The sequence below is a fragment of the Gemella cuniculi DSM 15828 genome, assembly GCF_000425665.1.
In the GTDB taxonomy this organism is placed as follows: domain Bacteria; phylum Bacillota; class Bacilli; order Staphylococcales; family Gemellaceae; genus Gemella; species Gemella cuniculi.
This window is the reverse complement of record NZ_AUDW01000030.1, coordinates 1-25,826: the sequence shown is the minus strand read 5'-3', so window position 1 is coordinate 25,826 and position 25,826 is coordinate 1. Positions and strand designations below refer to the sequence as shown.

25 protein-coding genes are annotated in these 25,826 nt (G+C 29.0%); 6 read left to right on the top strand and 19 right to left on the bottom strand.

Annotated elements, in window-relative coordinates; genetic code table 11:
* The 8 genes from H612_RS09125 to mutM all read right to left on the bottom strand — a co-directional run.
* Nucleotides 1-2,167, bottom strand: a 2,167-nt coding sequence (locus H612_RS09125) for a hypothetical protein (RefSeq protein WP_035500311.1), incomplete at its 3' end; no start/stop codon positions are given.
* A 70-nt stretch (nt 2,168-2,237) separates the two neighbouring features.
* Nucleotides 2,238-3,749 (bottom strand): LPXTG cell wall anchor domain-containing protein, encoded by a 1,512-nt coding sequence (locus H612_RS0104435; protein WP_027130353.1) that lies wholly within the window; start codon nt 3,747-3,749, stop codon nt 2,238-2,240.
* 676 nt (nt 3,750-4,425) lie between these two features.
* Nucleotides 4,426-4,725, bottom strand: a complete 300-nt coding sequence (locus H612_RS0104430; protein WP_281170292.1) for a nucleotide pyrophosphohydrolase — start codon at nt 4,723-4,725, stop codon at nt 4,426-4,428.
* A 5-nt stretch (nt 4,726-4,730) separates the two neighbouring features.
* Nucleotides 4,731-5,591, bottom strand: coding sequence for a 16S rRNA (adenine(1518)-N(6)/adenine(1519)-N(6))-dimethyltransferase RsmA (gene rsmA, locus H612_RS0104425; protein WP_027130351.1), 861 nt, complete (start codon nt 5,589-5,591; stop codon nt 4,731-4,733).
* A 5-nt stretch (nt 5,592-5,596) separates the two neighbouring features.
* Complete coding sequence (gene rnmV, locus H612_RS0104420) at nt 5,597-6,142, bottom strand: ribonuclease M5 (protein ID WP_027130350.1); 546 nt, start codon at nt 6,140-6,142, stop codon at nt 5,597-5,599.
* Nucleotides 6,143-6,213: 71 nt separating this feature from the next.
* Entirely contained in the window at nt 6,214-6,519 is a 306-nt protein-coding gene (locus H612_RS0104415; protein WP_027130349.1) for a hypothetical protein, read from the bottom strand.
* Between the two features lie 193 nt (nt 6,520-6,712).
* Entirely contained in the window at nt 6,713-7,561 is an 849-nt protein-coding gene (locus H612_RS0104410) for a YitT family protein (RefSeq protein WP_027130348.1), read from the bottom strand.
* A 26-nt stretch (nt 7,562-7,587) separates the two neighbouring features.
* Nucleotides 7,588-8,448 (bottom strand): bifunctional DNA-formamidopyrimidine glycosylase/DNA-(apurinic or apyrimidinic site) lyase, encoded by an 861-nt coding sequence (mutM, locus tag H612_RS0104405; RefSeq protein ID WP_027130347.1) that lies wholly within the window; start codon nt 8,446-8,448, stop codon nt 7,588-7,590.
* 168 nt (nt 8,449-8,616) lie between these two features.
* Here mutM and H612_RS0104400 point away from each other — a divergent pair, with 168 nt between their 5' ends.
* Together H612_RS0104400 and H612_RS0104395 are read left to right on the top strand one after the other, a co-directional pair.
* Nucleotides 8,617-9,861 carry an LCP family protein gene (locus H612_RS0104400; protein ID WP_027130346.1) on the top strand — a complete coding sequence of 415 codons (1,245 nt, stop codon included), beginning with the start codon at nt 8,617-8,619 and terminating at the stop codon, nt 9,859-9,861.
* A gap of 156 nt (nt 9,862-10,017) precedes the next feature.
* Nucleotides 10,018-10,653 carry a YigZ family protein gene (locus H612_RS0104395; protein ID WP_027130345.1) on the top strand — a complete coding sequence of 212 codons (636 nt, stop codon included), beginning with the start codon at nt 10,018-10,020 and terminating at the stop codon, nt 10,651-10,653.
* Between the two features lie 66 nt (nt 10,654-10,719).
* Here the strand turns inward: H612_RS0104395 and H612_RS0104390 are convergent, their stop codons facing one another.
* The 3 genes from H612_RS0104390 to H612_RS0104380 all read right to left on the bottom strand — a co-directional run bounded on the left by H612_RS0104390 (nt 10,720) and on the right by H612_RS0104380 (nt 13,999).
* Nucleotides 10,720-11,355: an NAD(P)H-dependent oxidoreductase gene (locus H612_RS0104390; RefSeq protein ID WP_027130344.1), complete on the bottom strand. Its 636-nt coding sequence runs from the start codon at nt 11,353-11,355 to the stop codon at nt 10,720-10,722.
* Nucleotides 11,356-11,441: 86 nt separating this feature from the next.
* Nucleotides 11,442-12,749 carry an aspartate kinase gene (locus H612_RS0104385; protein WP_027130343.1) on the bottom strand — a complete coding sequence of 436 codons (1,308 nt, stop codon included), beginning with the start codon at nt 12,747-12,749 and terminating at the stop codon, nt 11,442-11,444.
* Between the two features lie 104 nt (nt 12,750-12,853).
* Nucleotides 12,854-13,999, bottom strand: coding sequence for a homoserine dehydrogenase (locus H612_RS0104380; protein ID WP_027130342.1), 1,146 nt, complete (start codon nt 13,997-13,999; stop codon nt 12,854-12,856).
* Nucleotides 14,000-14,308: 309 nt separating this feature from the next.
* Between H612_RS0104380 and thrC the strand changes: the two genes are divergently transcribed.
* The 3 genes from thrC (at nt 14,309) to asd (ending at nt 17,820) form a co-directional block, all read left to right on the top strand.
* The gene (gene thrC / locus H612_RS0104375) at nt 14,309-15,781 is read left to right on the top strand and encodes a threonine synthase (RefSeq protein ID WP_027130341.1); all 1,473 of its coding nucleotides are present in this window, start codon (nt 14,309-14,311) and stop codon (nt 15,779-15,781) included.
* On the top strand, nt 15,781-16,662 hold the full coding sequence (gene thrB, locus H612_RS0104370; protein WP_027130340.1) for a homoserine kinase: 882 nt from the start codon (nt 15,781-15,783) through the stop codon (nt 16,660-16,662). Before thrC ends, thrB begins: the two co-directional genes overlap by 1 nt.
* 81 nt (nt 16,663-16,743) lie before the next feature.
* Complete coding sequence (gene asd / locus H612_RS0104365; protein WP_027130339.1) at nt 16,744-17,820, top strand: aspartate-semialdehyde dehydrogenase; 1,077 nt, start codon at nt 16,744-16,746, stop codon at nt 17,818-17,820.
* A gap of 245 nt (nt 17,821-18,065) precedes the next feature.
* On the opposite strand, the gene rpmF is transcribed toward asd, so the two are convergent.
* The 3 genes from rpmF to H612_RS0104345 all read right to left on the bottom strand — a co-directional run bounded on the left by rpmF (nt 18,066) and on the right by H612_RS0104345 (nt 19,820).
* Nucleotides 18,066-18,242, bottom strand: coding sequence for a 50S ribosomal protein L32 (rpmF, locus tag H612_RS0104355; protein ID WP_006363526.1), 177 nt, complete (start codon nt 18,240-18,242; stop codon nt 18,066-18,068).
* A 34-nt stretch (nt 18,243-18,276) separates the two neighbouring features.
* Complete coding sequence (locus H612_RS0104350) at nt 18,277-18,786, bottom strand: YceD family protein (protein WP_027130337.1); 510 nt, start codon at nt 18,784-18,786, stop codon at nt 18,277-18,279.
* A 131-nt stretch (nt 18,787-18,917) separates the two neighbouring features.
* Entirely contained in the window at nt 18,918-19,820 is a 903-nt protein-coding gene (locus H612_RS0104345) for a 1,4-dihydroxy-2-naphthoate polyprenyltransferase (protein ID WP_027130336.1), read from the bottom strand.
* A 240-nt stretch (nt 19,821-20,060) separates the two neighbouring features.
* Here H612_RS0104345 and H612_RS0104340 point away from each other — a divergent pair, with 240 nt between their 5' ends.
* On the top strand, nt 20,061-20,924 hold the full coding sequence (locus H612_RS0104340; RefSeq protein WP_027130335.1) for an NAD(P)-dependent oxidoreductase: 864 nt from the start codon (nt 20,061-20,063) through the stop codon (nt 20,922-20,924).
* 131 nt (nt 20,925-21,055) lie between these two features.
* Here the strand turns inward: H612_RS0104340 and H612_RS0104335 are convergent, their stop codons facing one another.
* The 5 genes from H612_RS0104335 to H612_RS09120 all read right to left on the bottom strand — a co-directional run.
* A complete protein-coding gene (locus tag H612_RS0104335; RefSeq protein ID WP_027130334.1) occupies nt 21,056-21,910 on the bottom strand; it encodes a S66 family peptidase in 855 nt (284 codons plus the stop codon).
* A 23-nt stretch (nt 21,911-21,933) separates the two neighbouring features.
* Nucleotides 21,934-22,881, bottom strand: coding sequence for an HD domain-containing protein (locus H612_RS0104330; RefSeq protein WP_027130333.1), 948 nt, complete (start codon nt 22,879-22,881; stop codon nt 21,934-21,936).
* Nucleotides 22,882-23,530: 649 nt separating this feature from the next.
* On the bottom strand, nt 23,531-24,583 hold the full coding sequence (locus tag H612_RS0104325) for a sensor histidine kinase (protein WP_027130332.1): 1,053 nt from the start codon (nt 24,581-24,583) through the stop codon (nt 23,531-23,533).
* Between the two features lie 39 nt (nt 24,584-24,622).
* Nucleotides 24,623-25,315: a response regulator transcription factor gene (locus H612_RS0104320; RefSeq protein ID WP_027130331.1), complete on the bottom strand. Its 693-nt coding sequence runs from the start codon at nt 25,313-25,315 to the stop codon at nt 24,623-24,625.
* A 109-nt stretch (nt 25,316-25,424) separates the two neighbouring features.
* Nucleotides 25,425-25,826 (bottom strand): LPXTG cell wall anchor domain-containing protein (locus tag H612_RS09120; protein WP_035500308.1); only part of this gene is annotated, 402 nt, incomplete at its 5' end.

The following is a 25,826-nucleotide window of genomic DNA, read 5'->3' as shown; positions in this document are numbered from 1 at the left end:
CATTAGACTCTCCATTCCATTTTATAAAGGCTTGGTTTAGTGGGCCTAATCCATCATTTTCTTGTAGTATTTTTATATACTCTCTTTGATCTACATCAAATGGATATTCATCTTTAAATTTAACTTTTACATGTAAGCTGTATCGTTTAAATTTGTGTCCTCCGTATTGTCCTTCTTTTACTGTTTCTGTATTTACTCCTGGTAATGTCGGTATATCCGCTACCACTATGGTACGTTCTTTGTTAGTTTGTGGGTCAGTATCTTTTACTTTCCTTATTTCAAAATTAGTTAATTTTTCTCCAGTTAAAGTATCTGTAACATACGCATCTAGTACTTCTAGGCGATAGTTTATTGGATCAACTAACATAGCATTCTTTTCCATATTTAATGGAATATTATTCATTCTGTAGTCTACTTTATAACTAAATTCTTCTTGTACATTATCCAAGTTGGCTGCATAGGAATCTCTCTTTGTTAAAATTGGATCTTTAATTGATCCTTGGTCATTATCTTTATTTTTATCAGTAATTGTTTTTACTGCATTTGGATAACAATATTCTAATGAATTAACTTGAACTTTATTAGCTTCTCTTGAACCTATTTCAGCTGTTTGATAATTTCCCACGCTAAAACGACCTACTAGTTGACCTACTTCTCTTTCAACAGTCCCTGGAGTATAACCATCTGGTGGAGTTTGTTCATCTTCTTCATCACCACTTTCAGGTGCTCCTTCAGTTCTAACTAATTCATAATCGAATTTATTATGCCCTGGATTAAACGCTGCATCTGGCACTGAAATAGTAACTTTATTTCCTTCTTGTGTTACTTCTCCTCGAATTTGTTTTTCCTTATCCGTTACTTCTTTGACTATTTGTTTTCCATTAATAGATACCGTTTTAACTTTATACCCCTCAGTAATCGTAAAATCACCTTTAACATTTTCTTTTACTAAGGCATTTCCTACAGCAGCAAGAACTTTATCAGCAAAAGCTTTAATATCATTTTGTTCATTTACATAAAAAGTTGCTGGTTTCCCATTTACTTCTTTATCAGGAGAAGCCACCGACCTTAATGCTTCGGAAAAAATAGCTTGAACTGAACGATTATCCCCAATATCCACACCAGTATCTTTAAAACCTTCTAGATATGTTGTACCATATTGAGCGTAGTTTTGAAAACCTTTAACATCTTCCCAAAAACCAACAACCACTGAGCCATTATCCCCTACTGCTTGACGTAATTTTTCACCTTCTGATTTTAATTCATTTGCTCGAGCAAGTATATTAGACGACGATTCTGGATATAAATAAATGGAACCTAATCCCCATTTATTTAAAAGTGTTACTGCACGTTTTCCCGAATATTGAATAACCACCTTGCCATCTTCTAATCGTACACCATTGGCTACTCCGTCCGTTATTAATAAGAAAACTGTTTTTCTTTCATTATTCATTTTTTCAGTTGTTTTATCAACAGCTTCCTTATATTTTTTTATAAAATCCTCAATAGCGGGTACTGTTGGTGTTCCACCATAAGTATTTATACTGTCAATAAAATTATTTATTTTACTTGTATCAGATGTTAACTCAGAAGTATTTAGTGTATATCCTGGACTGCCAGCCCATTGCCCAGGTCTCCAAGTACCTTGGAAATTAGTATCTGAACGATAACCATTTATCCAACTTCCATAGGTTCTATCCCACCACATATCGGTAAGTTCAGTACTAGAATCATCATATACACGATAGCCATCTAACCCTTGGTAGCTTGCCACCATAACTCTATCTGATGTTTCTGCTTTATCCGTAAATACTAATCTTGGACTATCTGGATCATATTGATTAGCTTCTACTGGTGTAGTTAAAGTTTTTAATGCCTCTTTTACTCCTCCAATAGTATCTTTAAAAGATCCACTTGCATCTTGTAATATTACTAAATCTATAGGCTTTCTTGGAACTGACCATTCTGTTTGTTGGGTTGTTTTAATTACAAGATCACAACCCTCTTGATATACTTGTGTATCTTTATTAACTGTAGAAATATCACGTACTACATCCTCTGCACGTGCAACGCGATTGTTAGTTATCAATCCGTTGAACATTGTAATTATTAAAGAAAAAGCTAAAAATATGGAAAATAATTTCCTCACTTTATCTTTGTATTTCATAAATATTATCCTTTCATCATTTATTAAATTTTAGCTCCCTTTTCTAATTTTTTATAAGTTTTATAGTTTTTTAATTTCTTTTTCTTCTAAATATAGCCATTACACTTGTTACTACAAACATAATTATTCCCGCTATAATTCCGTTACTCTCTACTCCTGTATTTGGTAACGTTTCTTTTTTATTTTCTTTAACTTTTTCTAACTGTTTATCTTCTTTAGAATCTTTTTCGTTATTTTTATTTCCTTGATCTTTAACCACTTTATCCTGATTATCCTCTGATCTTGGGGTCTGTTCTTCTAATCCAGGTACTGATAAATCTTCTTCACATTGCTCTTCTGCTGGATCTGGCGTTGGCACTGGATCTGGCGTTGGCACTGGATCTGGCGTTGGCACTGGATCTGGTGTTGGTACTGGATCTGGTGTTGGCACTGGATCTGGTGTTGGTACTGGATCTGGTGTTGGCACTGGATCTGGTGTTGGCACTGGATCTGGTGTTGGCACTGGATCTGGTGTTGGCACTGGATCTGGCGTTGGCACTGGATCTGGTGTTGGTACTGGATCTGGTGTTGGCACTGGATCTGGCGTTGGTACTGGATCTGGCGTCGGCACTGGATCTGGCGTCGGCACTGGATCTGGCGTCGGTACTGGATCTGGCGTTGGCACTGGATCTGGCGTTGGCACTGGATCTGGTTCTACCGGTGTAACTTCTTTTGTTCCTACTCGAACTACTTGATTTACAGGTTCTTTTGTAGTATCTTCTTTTATTTTTTCTCTTGAAACTTCTTTTCCATTTTCAAGCTTAACTTTATATGTAATTGTTAAGACACCTTTTTGTCCTGGTACTTTCACCACTCTTTGACCTTTTTCCAATGTTGAGTCTTGTTCTTCAACTTCTTTAAAGTCTATTTCCTGTGTTTCTGTCACATTTTTTTCTTCAACTTTTTTTGTTCCTACTCGAACTACCTGATTTACAGGTTCTTTTGTTCTTTCTCTTTTAACTTCTACACGTGTTCCTTCCACTTCTTTTCCATCTTTGAATTTGGCTTTATAAGTGATTGTTAAGACACCTTTTTGTCCTGGTGTTTTTTCTACTTTTTGACCTTCTTCTAATGTTGGATCTTGTTCTTCTGTTACAGCAAACTCAATATCCTGTGTTTCAGTTACTTCTTTTTCCACTTCTGTTGGAGCTACTGGAGCTGGTGGCGTAGGATCTGTTACTAGTGGTTTATTTAACCAAGATAAGATTTCATTGTAACGCTTAATAAGCGCTGATCTTTGTACTTTATACTCATCAGATATTTTTAAAATAGCATTTAGTTTTCCTGCATCATCTTCCAAAATAAACTCTGCATCATCTTTATCACCACGATTTTTTGAATCTTCCAACTCTTGTAAAACATCTTTTGCATCTTTAACTAATTTCAGTTGATGTGCATCTTCTATTATTTCATCATCTGGTGGTGTATCCTCACCTTCAGCAATCGCTGTATGAGAAATTTTAGGTAAATCTACAGTAATCATTACACCATTTAACAATAAAGCCGTACCTGCAAGCACAGCAAGTGTTTTTTTATTTTTCATGTTACTTTTCCTCTTTTAATAATATTTTTCCCTATGAAATTTTGTAAAGCAGTTAAATTCAGCTATATACTCTCCCTTCCTTATTTTACTATCCTCCTTTATTTAAAAATTTTAGATATATAACTATTGTTCTAAAATTATATTCATAATCTTTTATTTTACAAAAAATTTAGAAATATAATTTTAATATTTTTAAAATAACTGCTAATCTAACAATAAATATATCTATGAAATAAGTTTCTATAAATATACATCATAATTCTATCATATTTCCACTCTAAAAGCTACAAAAAACTATATTTTTTATCCATTTTGAATCCATATGAAAAAACATGAAAATTACTAGTTTTATAAATACATATCTATCAAATTAATATTTTACGTAAATCAATAATACTTTTTTTATTTTTCTAGATATTTTCTGTTTCACGATTTTTTATTTTATGTTTATATAGAAAATTATTATTTAAATTTATTTTTTTGAGTTAATATCGAAACAACTTGCAGAATCTTAAAATTAAGCACACATTCTTTCTTTTGAGATAGTATTTTAGTCGCTAAATAAAAAAATTATTTCTCTTTATGAAATTTAATATAAAATAAAAAAGACTGAACTTTTAACGACTAAAATGTTCAATCTTATTTATTACAACTTTTATTTTAAATTTTCAGATGTTTATTTTTTCTCTGGATAACGTCTTGCAACGTCAATTAATTTTTCTTCTATTATTGCTTTTGGATCCACATTCATATGATAACACATCGATAATGAATAAATAAGAACATCAGCTAATTCATCACAAACTGCTTTTTTATTAAACTCATTTTCCTCCCATTGAAAATGCTCCAATAGCTCTGCTGCTTCTATAACTATACTCTTCGCCAAAGATGATTCTGTATCATAGCTCTCCCAGTTTCTTTTTGCCCTAAATGTAGTTATAATTTCTTTTAACTCTTCCATAGATAATCTCCTTATTACTTTTATATTATATTTTTCTGAACAAACTCTTTATATAATTCATAAAATTCATTAAGTGATAAAGTTTCGCTTCGTCTCGTACTCTCTATACCACATTCTATGCAAGCATCCTGAAATTCTTGTTTTTTTACTTTTCCATAACTTGAAATAAGGTTATTAAGTAACGTTTTTCTCCTTTGAACAAAGCATGAACGAACAAATTTAAAGAATTTCCCATCCACATCAAATTCTTTTTCTTGCTTTGTCATAATTTTTACAACAGCACTTTCTACGTTTGGCGCTGGAACAAAAACTTTTTTTGGCACTGTAAATAAATATTCTACATTTGTATAATAATTTAATAAAATCGTTAATGAGTTATAATCTTTTGTACCAATTTTTGCATTTAATCTATTGGCTACTTCACGTTGCATCATTACTACATACCCATCTATTTTTTGTGTATTTTCTATTAAATGTGTAAGAATAGGTGTAGTAATATAATACGGTAAATTAGCAACTACCATTATTTGACTGCAATCTGCCATTTTTTCTGTTATGATTTCGTCTACATCTACTTTTAAAATATCCTTATTTATTACTTCAACATTAGAATAGTCCTCTAGCGTTTCTGACAAAATCGGTAATAATCTACTATCTATCTCAAATGAAATTACTTTTTTTGCTTTTTTAGCTAGTGCTTCTGTTAGCGAACCAATCCCAGGTCCAATCTCTATAACGCCAACATTTTCATTAACTCCTGCTCCATCTACTATTCTATTCAATATATTGGCATCTATTAAAAAGTTTTGCCCCAAACTTTTCTTAAATGTAAATCCATATTTTTTTAATATTGAAAATGTCTTTTTAGGTGTTCCTATCATCTTTTCTATCCTTTATTTATTTTTTTCATTTCAGTAATTAATTTTTCTTTGGAAATATTATACATATTAAGTTTATTTAGGAGTTGCTTTGCATTTGTGTAGCCTATATTCAAATTTTCACAAAGTTCTTCTCTCAAAATTTTCGAAGTATTTCCTCCTACTAAACCTAAATCTATCAATAATTCATTCGTTATATCTTGTTTCGTATTTGACATTGGTGTATAGTGATTTCTCAAAGCTGCTCTTATATCCTCTTTACTTGCCGCTTCTATCCCTATTTTTCCTTTGTTATCAACAGCTTTTTTACTAGAAATATACGCATGTTTTGCTGTTGGAATATTTTTTTCTATTATACTCCGTATTCTTTTTCCTGCATAATCTGGATCCGTTAGTACGATTATACCACGTGTCTTTTCTAGATAAATTAGTCTTTCTATCTTTTTTTTAGTAAGAGCTGAACCATTTGTTTCAAAAGTGTCACAATCTACAGCCTCTTTTACTCTATTAGTATCGTCTCTACCTTCCACTACTATTATTTCTTTAATTTTCATTTTTGTATCCTTATAAAAAATTATCTATGCTATTATATCATACTTAAAAACTTTTTGCTTAAAATAATTAATTACATTATCTCCTCGACTATTCTATAAACATATTCTCCGCAAATAAATTCTTTTTTTATTGGTTGAAATTCTTCTCTTAATTTTAATATTTCTAAAATAATATTTTTCCTAGATATAATAATCTCATATTTCTCATCAAATTTTGCTAAATATATTTGATATTTTTCGCCATTGCTTAGTAAATTTAATAATGTTACAAAAAATATCACTTGAAAAAATACATGCCAGAATGTTATTCTTTTTCTCCTTTTTAAAATATAAACTTTTTGAGAATTCTTTAAATACTTAATAACGTTTCTTTCCATAATTTTTACCCCAATAGTATTTTATCATAAAAGAGTACTAGAAGCTATTTTATTTCTATACTACTAATTTATTTTTCATTTAAAAATGTAGGACATTCGATTGAAAATTTTTTTCCAATATAAATTAAAATTATATAAAAATCTCCTAAATTGATTTTTATAATCAACCTAGGAGATATCCATATCATAAGTTTTAGTGGATATCTTTTTTCTTAAAGTTACCACCACTTACTTCACTAACTGTTCCTATTGAAAGGAAAGCATTTTTATCATTTTTAAAAACTATTCTCTTCATCTTAGATTCTTCTATCCTTGTAATTACACAGAAAATAACTTTTGTTTCAGTCCCAGAATATCCACCTTCACCATTAAGAAGTGTTACTCCACGCCCCAATCTATCTTGAATTTCTTGACTTATTGTTTCGTAGTTACTAGAAATAATCATAACCGATTTAGAGTCGTTAAGACCTTCAATTACTATGTCCATGACTTTAGAAGCTATAAAGTAACTTATCATAGAGTAAAGTGCAGCTTCCCAAGTGAAAATAAACCCTGAAATAATAAATATAATAATATTTATTCCAAGTACCATCTCTCCTACTGAGATTGGTAATTTCTTAGTTGCATATATTGAAAACATTTCACTTCCATCAAGTGTACCACCATTTCTAATAACAAGACCCACACCTATTCCTAAAATAATACCACCAAAAACACATGCCAAAAATGGATCTGTTATTAATGGATTATAAGGATGGAAAAATGATGTAGCAAGTGATAATACTATAATTCCAAACACAGAAGCGATAGCAAAATCTTTTCCAATTTGTTTATACCCTAAATATAAAAACGGAATATTTAGTACGAAGATAAATATCCCAAGTGGCAAACCGATATAATGTCTAGCTATAATCGAGATACCAATTACTCCACCATCTAAAATATTATTTGGAATCAGGAAAAACTCTAATCCCGCCGCAAAAATAATTGCACCTAAAATTATACTTACATACTTTTTTATAAACTCTATTGTACTATTCACAATACAATCCCCTTTCTTCTTAATAATTATTTTCTTTTTTGACAAATAGGACAAAAATGACTTGCTCTTCCTTTTATAACTATATTCTCTACCTTATGTCCTAATGGACATAATTTTTTCCCATAAATTTGATGGAAATTTTGCATATTTCCTTCACCACCATCACTGTGAACATAATCTGAAATTGTAGATCCACCTTCTTTTATTGCAAAATCTAAAATATCTACTAATGCTTTAAACAATTTTTTCTTCTCATTTTTTGTCAATTCATTTGGTTCGATAAGTGGATTTAATTTTTGTCGATACAAAACCTCACAAGCATAAATATTACCACAACCACAAAATACATTTCCTTCCAATAAAAGCGATTTAATTGGTTGAGAATTATATTTTTTCTCATCAAGTTTAGCAAGAAAATATCCTTCAGCATTTTTTGAAAAAGGTTCTGGTGCTAGTGAGATAAATGGTTTAAATCTATCTACTTCATCTACATATCGTAATTCACCAAATCGCCTTATATCACTAAAAACCAGTTTTTCATTTGTATCTAAATCAAATATTACATGCCTATGTTTGTAATAATTGTGATTTGTAATTTCTGCTAAATCTCTTACTATAAAAAATGCCCCTGTCATACCAAAATGAGTAACAATATATCCATCATTCAATATAAAGTACAAATACTTTCCTCTTCGAGATAATTTTTCTATTTTTTTCTCTAAAACTCCATTAGAAAATTCCAATAAATCTTGTTTTACTATTGGTAATTTTTTCGAATTATGTCCTGATTTTACAATCTCTGAGTAGCTAACTCCTATAATTTTTTTATTAATTACTCTTTCTTCTAAGCCTAATTTTATATTTTCAACCTCTGGTAACTCTGGCATAATAAACTCCTATTTTTACATGTCAATAATTATATTTTAATCTATAAAAGAAATAATATCAACGATTTCTACTTTTGTGTTTCAATTAGTTACCTTTTTTGTAGATAAATAAAAAAATATATAGTATAATGGAAAAGTTAATGATTTTATAAAGGGGTTTTTTTTACTATGGATGAAAAAATGTCAAGACGTAATAGACGACATACACAAGAGAAAAAGAAAAATGGAAAGTTCAAAACTATATTATTATCAATTTTAGGAGTTCTTTTATTCGGCACGGTAGCTTTTGCTGGATACACAATATATAACTTTTCTTCTTCAGCAAACAAAGGTTACAAAAAAGCCGATTACCTGACCGAAGCTGATCCTAATTTCAAGAAATTTTCTATGCTTATTTTAGGAATTGATGAAAATGATTCACGTGCTGCTGAAGGTCAAACGAGAGAAAATAGCCGTACCGATTCTATAATTTTAGCAACTGTGAACAAGGATAAGGGGCGCATGGATATGGTCAGTGTCCCTCGTGATTCACTTACACTAATGAGAGAAAAATCAGATAAAAATAAAAATAATGCATTCTTTTTTGATAAAATTACACATGCACACTCATATAATGGAGTTGAAGGAACTGTAAATGCAGTCGAAAATCTCTTCAACACTCCAATTAATTTTTATGTATTAATAAATTTCAAAGCATTCCAACAAACTGTTGATGCTTTTGGTGGTATTGACTTATACGTTCCATTTGATATGACTGAACAGAACGCTAATGGAGAACAAGGGACAGTTACACTGAAAAAGGGTTGGCATACTCTGAACGGGGAACAAGCACTCGCTTTTTGTCGTAGTAGATATTATGATAGTGATATTGAACGTGGTCAACGTCAACTTCAAGCAATACACGCACTTATCGATAAGGCAAAAAGTCTAAATGCTCTTACTAAGATCAACGAAGTAATCAATATTGCAGGTAATAATGTAGAACATAATTTAACTACCACACAAATATCTTCCATTATAAAGATGTTTATTAATGAGAATATTAAAATTGTATCACATAGAATAAATGGTTATGACGTAATGTATAATGGTGTATATTATTATTATCCTAAACCAACCTCTCTTCTTTACGCTTCATCAGCACTAAGAAACAACCTAGATTTGGAACTTCCTAAAGCAACTGATCTGCTTAATATTTATTATCAAGGACGTATTGCTATCGGTCTTAAAGAATATCGTACGAAAAACTTACTTCCTGTGACTAGATATCAACCAGTAGCACTTACTGCAATGTCACCAGAAGATTTATTAGTAAATCTTCCTGATAGACTTACACAAGCCAATCTTGAAAATGATCCTACAATAAGTAATGAAAACCGTCCAACAAATTCGAATCAAACTAATAACAACTAAATGAGGAATATGAAAGATAAGTAGTAGAAATTTCTGCTTATCTTTTTTATTTTAAATACAATTAACTATGTAAATATAAATTTTGATTATCATTCATTGACTTTTTCTTGACTATATATGATAATTATTTTAAAGATATAAAAATTTGGAGGTAGTATGTCAAAAAAATTTATTACCATTAAAGAAAATTCATCTGATGAGTTTGTAGAAAAAAAATCTACATTTATTACTCATCTTATTAGAATAAAAAATGAAGATGATGCTCGAGATTTTATACAAAAAATGAAGAAGAAACATTATGACGCAACACATGTTTGTTCATGTTATGTTGTAGGTAATAATGAAATAACACGTTCTAGCGATGATGGAGAACCTAGCGGTACAGCTGGAGCACCAATGCTTGATGTCCTTGTTAAGCAAGGGATAAGAAATGTCTGTGCTGTCGTTATTAGATATTATGGTGGAACAAAACTGGGAACTGGCGGTTTAGTTCGTGCCTATGGTGGTGGAGTGATAAACACCTTAAAAAAAGCTACACTCGTCGAAAGAAAAGATGCTTTTGAGGTTAAAGTAGAAATAGATTATAGTCTAAATGGAAAAATCGAATACGAAATTAATAAAACTAATTTTATAGTTAATAATCTAGAATATGCCGATAAAATAATCTACACTATTTATGTAATGGAAGAAGATTATGAAAAATTCCAAAATTGGATTGCAAACCTTACCAATGGTCAATTCAAAATATTATCTTCAAAAGATAAACAACTCGAATTTGAAATAAAAGAATGAAATTAGAGGAACTATCTGATCAAAATGTTAATTAAAAAACTATATTTTGGATAGCTCCTCTAATTTTTATTTATTTTTTGCAGAAAATTCTTTCACCCATTCTTTTAACTCTGTTTTTGATTGCTCTACTATCTCCGCTTTATTATTTCGTACTAAATCTAACCCTTGGACGCGAATCAATTTCATGTTATTAATTCCTAAAATACTCAGTATCCCTCTCATAAATTGGACAGCAAAATCAAGGTTTACATATTGAATATGGTTATCAAATTCTCCTCCGCTAGTAATTATAAATGTAACTTTTTTATTAGGATTATCTAACCCTATCATGGTTTCAATTTCGCATTTAAAAGTTTCATTGACAATTACTATATTATCTATATAATCTTTAAATTTCGATACTACATTAAAATTATGAAGTGGCATATAGATAAAAATAGCTTCTGCATTTTTCCATTGTTTTAGCAACTCTTCTTGACGAACTTTATCTTTTCGTTCAGTTTCTGTTAAATTTTCTTTGTTGTAGTTGAACATATTTTTATCCATCGTTGGAATATAACATTCTGGGGAGTATAAATTCAAAGTTTCTATGTTAGTTAGATCATTTTTTCTAAGCTCTTCTTCTCCTAATTTTGCCAAAAGATTAGATATTCTTTTTTTATTATTATAATCTGGATGGCATAGTATTTGTAATATTTTCATAAATTTTCTCCTGATAATTTTTTCTTAATTATACCACAACATAAAAAAACTCCCTAACTAAATCTAGTTAAGAAGTTTTTAATATACTATTTGAATTCGTTATAGATAGCTTTTATAGTTTTTTCATAATCGTCATTATGAACTCCAACTATAATATTTATTTCGTCATTTGTTTGTGATATTAAAGCTATGTTAACACCCGCTTCTCCTAACGCTTTAAATAATCGTCCCGACAAGCCTTTAGTATTTTTCATTCTTTCTCCCACTGTTGCAATTAGAGAAATTTCATGGCTAACATTTACCTCATCCGCTCCAATAACATTTTTTATTTTTGCAACTAGCTCGTGAATAAATGGTCGTACATTTGCAGTTTCTACAACAACAGAAAATGAATCTATCCCGCTTGGAATATGTTCTATACTTACATTAAATTCTTCAAAAATCTTAAGTGCCTTTCCTATTAGCCCTACTTCATTCGCCATATGGCGTTTTTTTATAGTAATAATTGAAAAATCTTTTTTCCCTGCTATTCCTGTGACTATTTGTTTTAAGCCAAGGTGACGATTATCACTAATAATTGTACCCTCAGCTTTTGGATCATTAGTGTTTCTAATTTGAATCGGGATATCTTTATCACGAACTGGGAAAATAGCTTCTTCATGCAAAACACTTGCTCCCATATATGAAAGTTCTCTAAGTTCTGCATAACTAATAACTTCTATTTCTTTTGGTTTTTCTATAATACGTGGATCTGCCATTAATATTCCAGATACATCAGTCCAATTCTCATACACATTAGCCTCTGCTATATTTGCTACTATTGCTCCTGATACATCTCCACCGCCACGAGTCATAATTTTTATTTCTCCATTAGGTCGACTTCCATAAAAACCTGGAATAAGCAAGCGATCATATTTTGTTATGAGTTCATCAAAAGTTTCTTTAGTTTTTTCAAAATCAACATCTCCTTGATAGTTATAAAAAATCAAATCTTTAGCATCTACAAAATGATAACCTAGATATTCTGCCATAAGCAATCCTGTAAGATATTCTCCTCTACTTACCAAATATTCTTCATCAATTCCTTTACTAATCTCAGATTTCAATTTTGCTAATTCACTTTTTATATCAAATTTAAGATCTAATTCTTCTGCTATTGCTATGAATTTATTTTCTATCATTTTGAATATATTATCAAAATTTATATTATATTTTGTATGTGCGTAACAGAGATATAATAAATCAGTAACTTTGTTATCATCTTTATTAGCTTTACCTACCGCACTTACTACAACGAATTTTCTTGTATCATCAAGTTCAACTATATTTTTTACTTTTTTAAATTGTCCAGCACTTGCAACTGAACTACCTCCAAATTTTGCTACTCTTATCATTAAAATCTCCTTTTCATATATTGTTATTCTATATATTATATCTATTTTCAAAAATTTTCAATTCTATATTTAAATCTTTCAAAAATTTTCTATATATGAATTAACTAGTGAAATTTTGCTACTATAAATTCTTTATCTTTCAATTCCTCTACTAATTTTTTTAAATCTGCTAAAGTAATTTCTTTAGTTTTTATATAAAAATTATTTTGATAACTTTCTGAACTTTCTACTAGTTCATTCTTTAAATTTATATTTGTGCGTAATAAATATTTTTTCTTAGTTAATTGTTCAGTATAATTTAACGTATTTGTTATTACAATTTCTTTTCTTATGTTATTTGAATTTATATCAATAATATCTTGAAAAATGGCATTTCCAGTTGGAAGCTTCCCTGCACCTTGTCCATAAAACTTAAGTTCTCCTATTGATGTACCATCAAGAGAAATTATATTATTATTTAATGATGTTGCTGCTTCTGGTGAGTTATTTGAAAAAATAGTTAACATTACTGACGTTTCATACTCATTATTTTTTACATTTGTTTCGCCAATATATTTTATTGCCAAATCATATTTTTTTAAATAATCTATATCTTTTTTTGTAATATTTCTCATTGAATATGTAGGAAATTTTGGAGCAATATGAATACCAAAAGCTAATGCGTTACTCAAAATAATTTTATTAACAACATCTCCTCCATCAATATCAGCACTAGGATCAGCTTCTGCATAGCCTAACTCTTGTGCTTCCTTTAATGTTTTTTCAAATTCTTGATTACTACGATACATATTATCCAAAATATAATTACTAGTTCCATTAAATATTCCATATACACGACTAATTTTGTCAATTCGTTTAGCTCTTTCCAAATTTTGAAGCCAAGGAATCCCTCCACCAACACTTGCTTCAAATAAAAATTTCACATTATTTTTTTTAGCTAAATCCAAAAATTCATCCAAGTATTTTGCTGCGACAGCTTTATTAGCGGTAACAACATGCTTTTTGCTTTGAAGGGATTTTTTTATAAAATCGTATGCAGGATCTAGTCCGCCTAAGCACTCTACTACCAACGAAATTTCATTATCTTCTAAGATTTCCTCAATATCATTAGTTGCTAAGTGCATTTTATCACGACTTCTTGCAAAAACTTTTTTTACTTCTATACCACTTAATTCTTCAGATTCACTGTTACTAATAATTTCATATACTCCTCTTCCTACTGTTCCATATCCTAGAATCGCTATTTTCATACTCTTCTCCTTTTTGTAATAATTATACATTTCTATTTGTATATCTGCAAAAATTTTAAATAAAACTTACTGCTATAAAAAACTTATTTTAATAAATTATATCATAACATTTTTTAGTTAGGATTTTTGTAAATTGTTCCCTACGTTATAAATATATTTTAAACTAAATAATTTTTCTCTATTTTTCTTTGTAAAAGTAGTGTAAAATAAATGTTATAAAAATTTTTTATATTCTTCTAGTAAAAAACACTTGTAATTTTACAGAGAACATTGTATCATATATACAACGATAAAGCAAGGAGATTTTATATGATTTACGAAAGTACAAGAGATGTAAGTAAAAAAATAAATCCAAGTGAAGCTATTCTTCAAGGTTTAAGTGAAGAAGGTGGTCTATTCGTATTAAGAGATTTAGGAAAGAAAAAATTAAATTTAGAAAAATTGATTGGAAAAAATTATTACGAAATTGCTGAAGAAGTATTAAAACTTTTCCTTGATTTTAGTAATGAAGAAATTAAATATTGTGTAGAAAATGCTTATAGAGGAAAATTTTCTAACGAGTCCATAACCCCACTAGTTGAACTTAGTGATTCTTTTATTTTGGAACTTTTTAATGGACCAACTAGTGCATTCAAAGATATAGGACTTTCTCTTCTTCCGCAACTTACAAAAATCGCTCTTACAAAGGTCAACGATAAAAATAATATTTTAATTCTCACTGCAACAAGTGGTGACACTGGAAAAGCTGCTCTTGAAGGTTTCAAAGATGTAGATAGAACGAAAATTATGGTCTTTTACCCTAATGATGGTGTTAGTACTGTACAAAAGGTTCAAATGCAAACTCAAGAAGGCGAAAACACAAAAGTTTGTGCAATTCATGGGAATTTTGATGATGCTCAGAGTGGTATTAAAGAATTATTTATTGATGAGGAATTTAAAAGACAACTATTAGAAAAAAATATCAAATTATCTAGTGCAAACTCCATTAATATAGGTAGACTTATTCCGCAAGTAGTTTATTATGTAGTTTCTTATTTAGAATTAGTCAATCGTGAAAAAATTACCTTAGGAGATAAAATAAACTTCATTGTCCCTACTGGAAATTTTGGAAATATTTTGGCTGGATATTACGCTGATAAAATCGGTCTTCCTATTAATAAACTAATTTGTGCAAGCAATAGTAATAACGTGTTATATGATTTTTTAACTACAGGAATTTATGATAGAAATAGAAATTTTCTAAAAACTGTTTCACCAAGTATGGATATACTTATCTCTAGTAATTTAGAAAGATTACTTTATTATATTAGCGATTGCGATAATAAATATGTTGCTCAACTTATGAATAATTTAAAAGAAACTGGAAAATTTGAAGTTAGTGACGAAATCTTAAGAAAAATTCAAGAAAAATTTCAAACTGGATATACTAGCGATGATGATACTAAAAAAACAATAAAACTGATTTATCAAAAAGATAATTACTTACTAGATACTCATACAGCAGTTGCATATAAAGTATTATTGGACAATTTTGATAAAGAACATAAAAATATCGTTTTATCAACTGCCTCACCATATAAATTTACAGAAAGTGTCTACTCTTCACTTAATGACTTTTCAGATGAGGACGAATTTATCCTTATGGAGAAGTTAAATGAACTCACTAAAGTAACTATTCCAAAAAATCTGAAGGACTTAGATAAAAAAGAGATTAGACATAATGATGTAATAGAAAAAAACGATATGAAAAAATATATTTTAGAGAAACTAGGTGATTTATAATGGTAAAGGTTAGAGTACCTGCTACATCAGCTAATGTTGGATGTGGTTTTGATAGTTTAGGTGTTGCTTTAACATTATATACGATATTTGATTTTGAACCATTAGATAGCGGTATCGAATTTGTTGGTTTCGAAAAAAGATTTGCTAATGAAAACAACTTAGTCTACATTACCCTTCTTTCTACTTTGAAAAAATTAAATAAAAATATTTCAGGTGTTAGAATTTCTATCCAAAATGAAGTACCAATTTCTAGAGGATTAGGCAGTAGTTCTACTTGTGTAGTTGCTGGAATTTATGGTGCATACCTGCTTACTAATACACCTATTGATAAACAAGAAATTTTTGCAATAGCCAATGAAATAGAAGGTCATCCAGATAATGTATCACCAGCAATTTTTGGTAGTCTTAGTTCGTCATGCACTACAGACAGTAAAGAGGCTATTACTGTAAAATATAATGTAGACGAAAGATTTAATTTCTTAGCACTAATACCTGATTTTGAAACTTCTACAGAAGAAGCAAGAAAAGTAATGCCTAAAGAAATATTATTAAAAGATGCAATTTATTCTCTTTCAAGACTAGGTTCTGTAATTAAGGCATTTGAAACTTATGACCTTGCTCTTCTAAAAAAAGTTATGGGTGATAAGATTCATGAACCATATAGAAAAGAAATTATTCATGAATACAAAGAAGTTAGAGCAATATGTGAAAAAATTGATAGTTCAGCATTTTTCATCTCAGGAAGCGGTTCAACCCTTATGAACATAATAGAAGATAAAAATAACATTAAAAAGATAACTGCTGAACTAGCTAATCTAAAATATAATTGGAAAGCAATTTTATTAAATGTAGATAAAAACGGAACAAAAGTTCTAGATTAAGTAAAAATTAACTAATACTATTTTATATCAAGTTAAGTCTTAATCAAAATCATTATATATAGATAAAGGAGAAATTTAATTATGCAAAAATCAAAAGTGGCCGTTTTAGGTGCAACAGGAATGGTAGGTCAACGTTTATTAGTTTTACTGGAGAATCATCCATACTTTGATGTAATAAAATTAGCAGCTTCACCCCGCTCTGCTGGTAAAAAATATGGTGAATTAATGGAAGCGCGTTGGAAACTAAACCAAGCTATTCCAGAATATACTAAGGAATTGATCGTTGAAGATTTATACAAAATTGATGAAATTTCTAACGGAATTGACATGGTATTTTGTGCAATTAATTTGGATAAAGAATCTCTTATTAGATTAGAAGAAGATTATGCAAAACATGAAGTTGTAGTCGTTTCAAATAATTCTGCAAACAGAAATAAAGATGATATTCCTATGATTATTCCAGAAATAAATTCTGCTCATCTTGATGTTATTCCTGCTCAAAGACAACGCCTTGGTTCAAAAAAAGGATTCATTGTAACTAAACCTAACTGTTCAATCCAAAGCTATGTTCCTATTTTTGATGCGATAAAGGAATATGGAATTAAAGAGGCTTCTATTTGTACTTATCAAGCAATATCAGGAAGTGGAAAAACATTTAATGAATGGCCTGAAATGGTGGAAAATATTATTCCGTATATTGGAGGAGAAGAAGAAAAAAGTGAAAAAGAACCACTTAAAATCTTTGGTGAAGTTAAAGATGGTAAAATCGTACCAACTGACAATATGAATTTATCAGCTCAATGTATCCGTGTACCAGTTTTAGATGGACACTTAGCATGTGTGTCTTTTAACTTGGAAAGCAACCCTGGACTTGATGCTTTAATAGAAAAAATAAAAAATCATGTCCCGGAAATTGCTAAATATGAATTACCTTTAGCTCCAACTCCATTTATTAAATATTATGAGGAGCAAGATAGACCTCAACCTGTCCTAGATAGAGATAACGAAAAAGGAATGCAGATTACATTAGGGCGTTTAAGAGAAGATAATTTATTTGATTATAAATTCATTGGTCTTTCTCATAATACATTAAGAGGGGCTGCAGGTGGTGCACTATTAACTGCAGAATTAATTAAAAAATTAGGTTATTTAGATTAATATAAAAACAAGGTGGAAACTTAATCTTTTTGAGTACCCACCTTGTTTTACTTTTCGTCAGTTTCTTATTTATTAAATTTATAAAATATAAAATTATAATTTTCTTTAAATAACTATTAGAATACCTTATTAAATCCTTAATTTCATCATTAAAATTTTCTTTTATTATCATTCACTTTCTCTATAACCTGCCAAGATCATAAAAAAACTCAAGGAAAAGTCCTTGAGTTTTGGTAATATTTAAATTATTTTACGTCTAGAACTTGTCTACCTTTATACATACCAGTTTTTCTATCAACACGGTGACCCATTACATAGTTTCCGCTTGTAGCATCGATAGAAATTGATGGTGCAGATAGTTTTTTGTGAGTTCTTCTTTTTCTTTTAGCTGTTTTTGATGTTCTTCTAAAAGGAACTGCCATAGTTAATTTCCTCCAATTATTTTAAATAAATTACCTATTCTTCTTTAAATAACCCATTAAGAGCTGAAAACGGAGACTCTTTTTTTTCTTTGACATTTGCCAAAGAATCTTCGGAAACAAGTTCCCAGTCATTACCCGAAACTAGCTCTAATTTCTCTTCATCTAGTGATGAAGCGATTGGTATATTTAGAATTATAAGTTCATGAACTAAAAGGGCTAAATCAATATACATATCCATAAGATTTACATCGAATACTTCTTCTCCTGAAAAAAGAGATTTATCTATATATTCTTCTTTTTCCACAATTTCAAATGGAACAATAACATTATTCAATGTTTTTCCTGAAATCATATCAAAACTTCCACAAATCTTGATGTCAACATATATTTTATCTTGTCCACCTCTTGTCAAACTTCCACTTACGACTACATCCTTAATATTTTTTAATGATGTGTCATAGTGTTCTATGTTAATATTTATTCTTTCTTCAAAAATAAAAGTATCACTATTATTTTTGAATAACGAAGATCTTAACCATTTCATTAAATATCACCCCATAAACACAATATTTATTATATATCTTTTAAAATAAGTTGTCAACTTTTTTTGTTGACAAAAGAAATTTTATTTGTAAAATCCTAAATTAAATATCATAAACTTATTTAAACTATTATTTACCTTAATATATATGCCAAAATATTTGCTATCGACATAAGAAAACCAACAGAAATAGTAAGTTTTGCAGTCATTACCATAAAAGGTGCCATTGTTTTTTTATCAGTATTGTTTCTAAATCCTTTAATAATTTTTATTGCTAAAGGAATCGTTAAAAACACTAATAAATTAAACACTGAGCCCAATTTTGTTAATGAAAAAATTAAATTTGTTGTATACACACCAAAAAATGCCATAGCTAATGTGTAAATAGCTTTTCTTTTCCCGACCATAATAGCATAAGTTTTTCTTCCAGAAATTTTATCATTATCCAAATCTCTAATATTATTTGCAAGAAGTATTGCACCTATTAATAAAAATAATGGAATAGATACTATTATAATAGGAAAATTAATATAACTTGTTTGAAAGAAAAATGATAATGCTATAATAACTGTTCCCATAAAAAATCCAGAAACAATCTCTCCAAAAGGTGAGTAAGCTATCGGATACTTACCTCCCGTATAAAAATAACCAACCATCATACATAAAAATCCAATGAAAAGAACATAAATACTACTCATTAAAGTTAAAATCAATCCTAAACCAAGTGCTATTAGATATAAAACTATTGCACCATTCATTACCTCTTTTTCACTAAGTTTACCCTTAACTATTGAACCAGATATCCCCTGTGAATCTATCTTATCTAATCCTTTTTTATAGTCATAATATTCATTAAATAAATTTGTTGCTGCCTGAATAAGTAGACACGCCAACAAAAATACTATAAATTTTAGATGCGAAAACTTTTCAACATATTTTAAAGCGTAGGTTGCTCCAAATAACACAGGGGCTATTGAGGCTGGATAACTATGAGGTCTTGTACATAAAAAAAATTCTTTTAATTTACTCTTATTCAAGACTACCTCCTAAATTCATAAAATTTAACCTAAACTATTATAACATATTTTATTTAGAAATTGAAATGTATAAATAGCAGTAACCTTTCAAACAATGTTATTTTAATAATCATTTCGCTATAAAATATATAATATGACTTTTTTATATGTTCTTTTAAATTAATATTAAAAAATAGAACGTTTTCACCTTTTTGTGATATAATTAACTAAGATAAATTAAAATATATGGAGGAGATAATTATGAAAATTGCATGGATAGGTACTGGTGTTATGGGAGAAAGTATGGCTGGTCATTTACTAGATGCAGGGCATGAACTTTTTGTTTATAATAGAACTAAATCCAAAACCGAAAATTTAGTAAAAAGAGGTGCTAAGGTTCTTAATGAAATTAAAGAAGCTCCACTAAATGCTGATATAACATTCTCTATGGTTGGTTATCCTAGTGATGTAGAAGAAGTTTATCTGGGAGAAAACGGATTAATTAGAACTGCAAAAAAAGGACAAATTTTTGTTGATATGTCGACATCATCTCCTACTCTTGCCAAAACTATTAGCGAAGAATTTTCTAAAATTGGTGCTTATGCTTTGGATTTACCAGTTACTGGTGGTGATATCGGTGCTAAAAATGGAACACTTTCTATTATGGCTGGTGGTGATAAAGAAATTTTTGAAAAAAATGTTTTGCCTTTAGTTAATCATTTAGGAAAAAATATCACTTACTTTGGAGAAGCTGGTAAAGGACAGTATGCTAAACTTGCTAATCAAATTGCAATCGCGACTACTATGATTTCTGTTGCCGAAAGTTTTAAATTCACTAAAGAAGTTGGACTTAATATTGATGATTTCTTTAAAATTGTTTCTACGGGATCGGGTGGTAGCTTCTCTATGACATCTTATGGACCACGTATACTAAAAGAAGATTTCAAACCAGGATTTTTTATTCATCACTTTATAAAAGATATGCGACTAGCACTTGAAGAATGCGAAAAAATGAATATCCGTCTTCCTGGTTTAGAAGTTGCATATAAACTTTATAATGAACTTGAAGAAGAGATAAGAAATACAAACGGAACTCAAGCAATTTCAAAATGGTATAAATTATAATTTGTTTTTTAACATACTTTAAAATTTTAAAAAGCAGTCTAAATAGACTGCTTTTCTCATTTTTTATTTTCTAAATATTAGTTTATGTTAACAAACTTATTAAAATCAAAACAACTCTCAAAGTTTTTTGCTTACTTTGAGAGTTGATATCTTATATTTTTTCCTATTATGAGAACCTGGGAATTTTTAGAATGACCTATATCTTGAGTTTTTGCTATTGGTATATTTTTAGGAACAAAGTCTTTGATTATATTTTCAATATCACTTAAACTATATTCTCTCTCAATTTTTGTAAATGTTCCAATTAAAAGTCCAGATATATTTTCAAACGCTCCTAGTTGTTTTAACTGAGCCAAGTGTGTGATCAATCCTTGAATTGTTGTCCCTAACCCTTCTATAAATAATACTTTATTATCTAAATTAGGAAAATATTGTGTTCCTGCTAATTTAAGAAAACACCTTATGTTTCCACCAACAATTTTTCCTTCAAGCGTCTCCCCTTGTAAAAATTTATAGCTACAATAAAATAAATCTTCTTTATTTTCTAATAAACTTTTTTGAAATTTTTCTCTGATTTCTTCTGATTCTATTATATTCAAAATCTGGTACAAGTATGTTTTATTTTCTGTCTTTGTCGTTATTGCATTTAATATTACACTTACATCACTATATCCAAAAAACGGTTTATTGTTTTCTTTTATAATTTTATAATCCAAAAATTCGAGAATTTCATTTGCTATATCTCCTCCCGAAATATCAAATATAGCTTTAATATTCTTATCTTCAAAAAATTTTATTAATTCATTTGATCTTACTTTTGCAGAAGTAGATCTACCAAAAAAATCTTCATAAATATATTGGCTAAAAACAGGAATCAAATCCATATTTTTTAGTACTCTTTCCAACTTTTTCAATTTATTTTTGTCTTCGATTTTTTTGCCATTTGAACATACTACTATGGCTATTTTATCATTTTTATTTAACATATATTCATACTCTTCAATAATTTTTATTTATCTTTTTTATCAAAAGTTGGAACATAGAAATGTCTTCCTTCAAGACCAAAAAGTTTTTCACTAAATGTACCTGGTTCCACATTTGATAAATTTTTTTCAAACATCATCATTCTGGCATCAATATTATCTATGAAATTTATAATTTCTGCTTCTTTTATCATTGGTAATTTTGGAGAGCCGAATTCATATTTTCCATGATGTGATAAAACGATATGGCGAAGTAAAATAATTTCTTCTCCATTTATTCCTAATTTATCAGCAGTTTTTGAAATTTCATCACTCATAATCGCTATATGACCTAAAAGTTCTCCTTCTAATGTATAAGACGTTCCAATTGGACCGCTTAACTCAATAGTTTTTCCCAAATCATGAAGGATAATTCCGCTGTACAACAAATCCCTATTTAACGACGGATAAATTTCTATTAACGATTTTGCCACTTTTAACATAGTAGTTGTATGATATATAAGCCCTGAATAAAAATCATGATGCATAGATTTTGCTGCAGGATAACTTACAAACTGTTTTTTATATTTATTTAAAAGTTCAATAGTTACTGCACGTAACTTTACATTGTTAATTTCTTTTAAAAACTGATTAAGTTCACTTATCATTACCTCTTTTGGAAGTGGTGCTGTTTGAATATAATCTTGAATATCAATGTCTTCATCCTCTAATTTTAAACGATAATTCTTTACTTTAAGTTGCAACTTTCCACGATAGTCAAGTATAGTTCCTTCAATAAATACTATAATACCTGCACTAAGATTTTCACTATCTTCTTCTTTTACTTCCCAAATTTTCCCATCTATACTTCCTGTTTTATCTTTTAATGTTAATGTCAAATACGGTTTCCCACTAGCAGCAATTCCACGAACAACATTGTCCAATAGAAAAAACATACTAACATCCATATCTGTTTTGAATTCATTTATAAACATGTGTTTCTCCTTATTAAAAATATAAGTTTAAAATCTCATTACTTTTTCAAACCAGTATTTTATGTGAAAAATGTGGTTTTAAATATACTATAATTTTCTTTATCATATACTATTGTACTAAGTCTTTTTAAAAATTTCAAATTAAAATATTATAACAGAAGATTAATATTTTAATTTCCCTTAGAAATTTAGAACACAACTTATTTTTTATAAAAAACTAAGTAGTTTTTTTATAACCACTTAGTTTTTGTTTAGTTATTTTTTCCTTTTGTTATCATCACTAAAGAAGCCAATTCAAAGTTTTCAAAACGAAGTTATTAGAGATTCACTCTAGTATTCGGCAATCAAAATTTTTTCTACCCTGTTGATCACTTTGTAAGTTGCTTTTTTATAATTGTTTCTCTTATTTTTTAGGAGAATGTATTTCTTTTAAATTCATATTCTTATTTATCTTCATTCAGTATATATTTAATACTTCTGAATATGTTAGGATTTTTCCTAACAGTTACTTTTGTTTTTTCTCTTAATTTAGTGATGTATTTTTTTTGAGTATATTGAATTTAGTACAAAATAAAGTTGTACAATAAACCTAGGCATATGAACTTATGCTTTAACTTTATTATACAACCATATAATTACTATTAATTTTTTACTTATGAATATCTGTTTCCACGTCATTTAATACTAAAGAAAATGTACTTCCCTTACCATATTCACTTTTTACCATTATATCTCCATTAAGTTGATGTGCAAGTTGTTTAGCAATAGCAAGTCCCAAGCCGTAGCCTCCTGTTTCCAAATTGCGTGATGTTTCCACTCTATAGAGTCTTTTGAATATGTTGTCTAATTCTTTTTGTGGTATTCCCTGTCCTTCATCAACGATAGAAATTTTAAGTTTATCGTTTTTTATTTCTGCAATAATTTCAATTTTTGTTCCTTCTTTTGAATACTTAAAAGCATTATTTACAAGATTTACTATGATACGTAATAATTTATCATAATTACTAATTATTTTTGCCGATTCTGGAACGACTTTGATATAGACATCTCTTTTTTCTTTTTCTATTAAAAGTCTAAACTCCGACATACAATCTATCAATAATTTGTCTAGGAAAACAACATCTTTTTTTATAGAATCACTTTTCTTATCAAATGTATTAAGTGTTAAATAATTTAATTCTTCTACTAGTTTATTAAGTCGTTCAGTTTGTCGTCCAATAGTTCTTAAATAGTGTGGACGTTCTTTTTCATCTATCACCCCATCTAATATTCCTTCTACTGTTGCTTGGATCGAGGTAATAGGAGTTTTTATATCATGCGATAGCTGTGCAATCATAAGGCCTTTTTCTCTTTCGCTTTCGTCTAAAGATTCAAAAGTTTCCTTTAAATTTTTCGACATTCCATTAAACGCCTCAGCTAGTTCATGAAACTCTATTGGATCTTTTACATCTGCAACAAAATTAAATTTTTTTTCAGAAATGTGATTGACTTGATTTTTTAAAATTGCCAAAGAACGAAAAACGCGTGACAACAGAAACAAACTAACTACTGCTCCTATAATACTTGCTACAATAGTTATTGAAATAATAAAATACGTACCTTTCGTATCAATCAACATTTTATTAACTGCCCAAACTACTGCTCCTATAGTGATCAATGTTGAAATCAAATATCCAATCAAAATATAATTTTTTAATTTCATTTTTACCCTCTTTTGTATTCATATTTAAAACTATAATTCTTATATAGCTTTTTCTATTTTGTAACCTAGACCCCAAACTGTTTTTATAGTTGGTGTTTTTTCCGTACTGTATTTAGATAGATCCTGACGAAGTGCATGAATATGAACATTTAATGTATTGGTATCATCTACATAATCTTCTTGCCATATTTTTTCGTACAACTCTGTTTTTGAAAAAACTCGCTCTGGATTGCTCACTAAAAGCCACAACAACTCAAAAGATTTCACAGTCAAATCTAATTCTTTTTCACCAATAACTACCATTCTACTAGCATGATTTATTTTAAGATCTCCTAAAACAATTATTTCATCTGCACTACCTTCTTTTTTTATTCTACGTAAAATATTTCTTACCCTGAGTACTAACTCTCTTGGGCTAAATGGTTTTATTATAAAATCATCGGCTCCCATACTAAGTGCATAAATTTTATCTGGCTCTGCCGTTTTTGCTGTGATAAATAAAAAAGGTTGTTCAGGAGTTATATATTGAATCTCACTTATAAAATCATATCCGTCCATATTTGGCATCATTATATCTGTAATTATCAAATCTACTTTTAATTTTTTAAATACCGCAAGTGCCTCTATCCCATCATGAGCGATTGTCACATCATACCCCGCCTGCTCTAGATATCTTTTATTTATTTCTGTTATTTCTATTTCATCATCTACTAACAAAATTTTATTTCCCATATTTATCCTCTCTTATAAAAATAGTGCTATACAATAAAAGTATAGCACTATTTTATTCAAATATTCAAGCAAAGCCCTTTATTAATAAACACTTATGCTCTTACTTTTATTATTTACTTCTTTTTCTTATTCCAAAAAAGCCTAAAATACTTACTAATATAAGCCCAACAATACCTGCAAGAGTTAGATTTTTTGTTGATTCCCCTGTATTAGGTAATGCTGCTTTTCCATTTGACAGATTCGTTGTCGTATTAGGTGTCTGAATTGCCCCACTTTGTGCTTGAGCCTGATTTCCAGAATGCATATGTCCTTGATGACTTCCCATATTCCCTTTATCCATATGTCCTTGATTCATAGGATTTGATGGTTTATGTCCCATATGATTATGATCTTTATGATTATGTTTTCCTTTTAAATTAATCGTTACTTTTTTAGTTGCAATAACATTATTCAAATCTGCTTTCCCATTTTTTGAACCATATACTTTTACTGTTGCTGAATAACTATGTGT

Excerpts from the sequence above, each read along its gene's own strand:
- H612_RS0104415 (WP_027130349.1), bottom strand. The coding sequence starts at position 6,519 with ATGGAAAGAAACGTTATTAAGTATTTAAAGAATTCTCAAAAAGTTTAT.
- H612_RS0104435 (WP_027130353.1), bottom strand. The coding sequence starts at position 3,749 with ATGAAAAATAAAAAAACACTTGCTGTGCTTGCAGGTACGGCTTTATTG.
- thrB (WP_027130340.1), top strand. The coding sequence starts at position 15,781 with ATGGTAAAGGTTAGAGTACCTGCTACATCAGCTAATGTTGGATGTGGT.
- H612_RS0104335 (WP_027130334.1), bottom strand. The coding sequence starts at position 21,910 with ATGTTAAATAAAAATGATAAAATAGCCATAGTAGTATGTTCAAATGGC.
- H612_RS0104325 (WP_027130332.1), bottom strand. The coding sequence starts at position 24,583 with ATGAAATTAAAAAATTATATTTTGATTGGATATTTGATTTCAACATTG.
- H612_RS0104330 (WP_027130333.1), bottom strand. The coding sequence starts at position 22,881 with ATGTTTATAAATGAATTCAAAACAGATATGGATGTTAGTATGTTTTTT.
- H612_RS0104380 (WP_027130342.1), bottom strand. The coding sequence starts at position 13,999 with ATGAAAATAGCGATTCTAGGATATGGAACAGTAGGAAGAGGAGTATAT.
- mutM (WP_027130347.1), bottom strand. The coding sequence starts at position 8,448 with ATGCCAGAGTTACCAGAGGTTGAAAATATAAAATTAGGCTTAGAAGAA.
- rnmV (WP_027130350.1), bottom strand. The coding sequence starts at position 6,142 with ATGAAAATTAAAGAAATAATAGTAGTGGAAGGTAGAGACGATACTAAT.
- H612_RS0104395 (WP_027130345.1), top strand. The coding sequence starts at position 10,018 with ATGTCAAAAAAATTTATTACCATTAAAGAAAATTCATCTGATGAGTTT.
- H612_RS0104350 (WP_027130337.1), bottom strand. The coding sequence starts at position 18,786 with ATGAAATGGTTAAGATCTTCGTTATTCAAAAATAATAGTGATACTTTT.
- rpmF (WP_006363526.1), bottom strand. The coding sequence starts at position 18,242 with ATGGCAGTTCCTTTTAGAAGAACATCAAAAACAGCTAAAAGAAAAAGA.
- H612_RS0104400 (WP_027130346.1), top strand. The coding sequence starts at position 8,617 with ATGGATGAAAAAATGTCAAGACGTAATAGACGACATACACAAGAGAAA.
- rsmA (WP_027130351.1), bottom strand. The coding sequence starts at position 5,591 with ATGATAGGAACACCTAAAAAGACATTTTCAATATTAAAAAAATATGGA.
- asd (WP_027130339.1), top strand. The coding sequence starts at position 16,744 with ATGCAAAAATCAAAAGTGGCCGTTTTAGGTGCAACAGGAATGGTAGGT.
- H612_RS0104390 (WP_027130344.1), bottom strand. The coding sequence starts at position 11,355 with ATGAAAATATTACAAATACTATGCCATCCAGATTATAATAATAAAAAA.
- thrC (WP_027130341.1), top strand. The coding sequence starts at position 14,309 with ATGATTTACGAAAGTACAAGAGATGTAAGTAAAAAAATAAATCCAAGT.
- H612_RS0104340 (WP_027130335.1), top strand. The coding sequence starts at position 20,061 with ATGAAAATTGCATGGATAGGTACTGGTGTTATGGGAGAAAGTATGGCT.
- H612_RS0104385 (WP_027130343.1), bottom strand. The coding sequence starts at position 12,749 with ATGATAAGAGTAGCAAAATTTGGAGGTAGTTCAGTTGCAAGTGCTGGA.
- H612_RS0104320 (WP_027130331.1), bottom strand. The coding sequence starts at position 25,315 with ATGGGAAATAAAATTTTGTTAGTAGATGATGAAATAGAAATAACAGAA.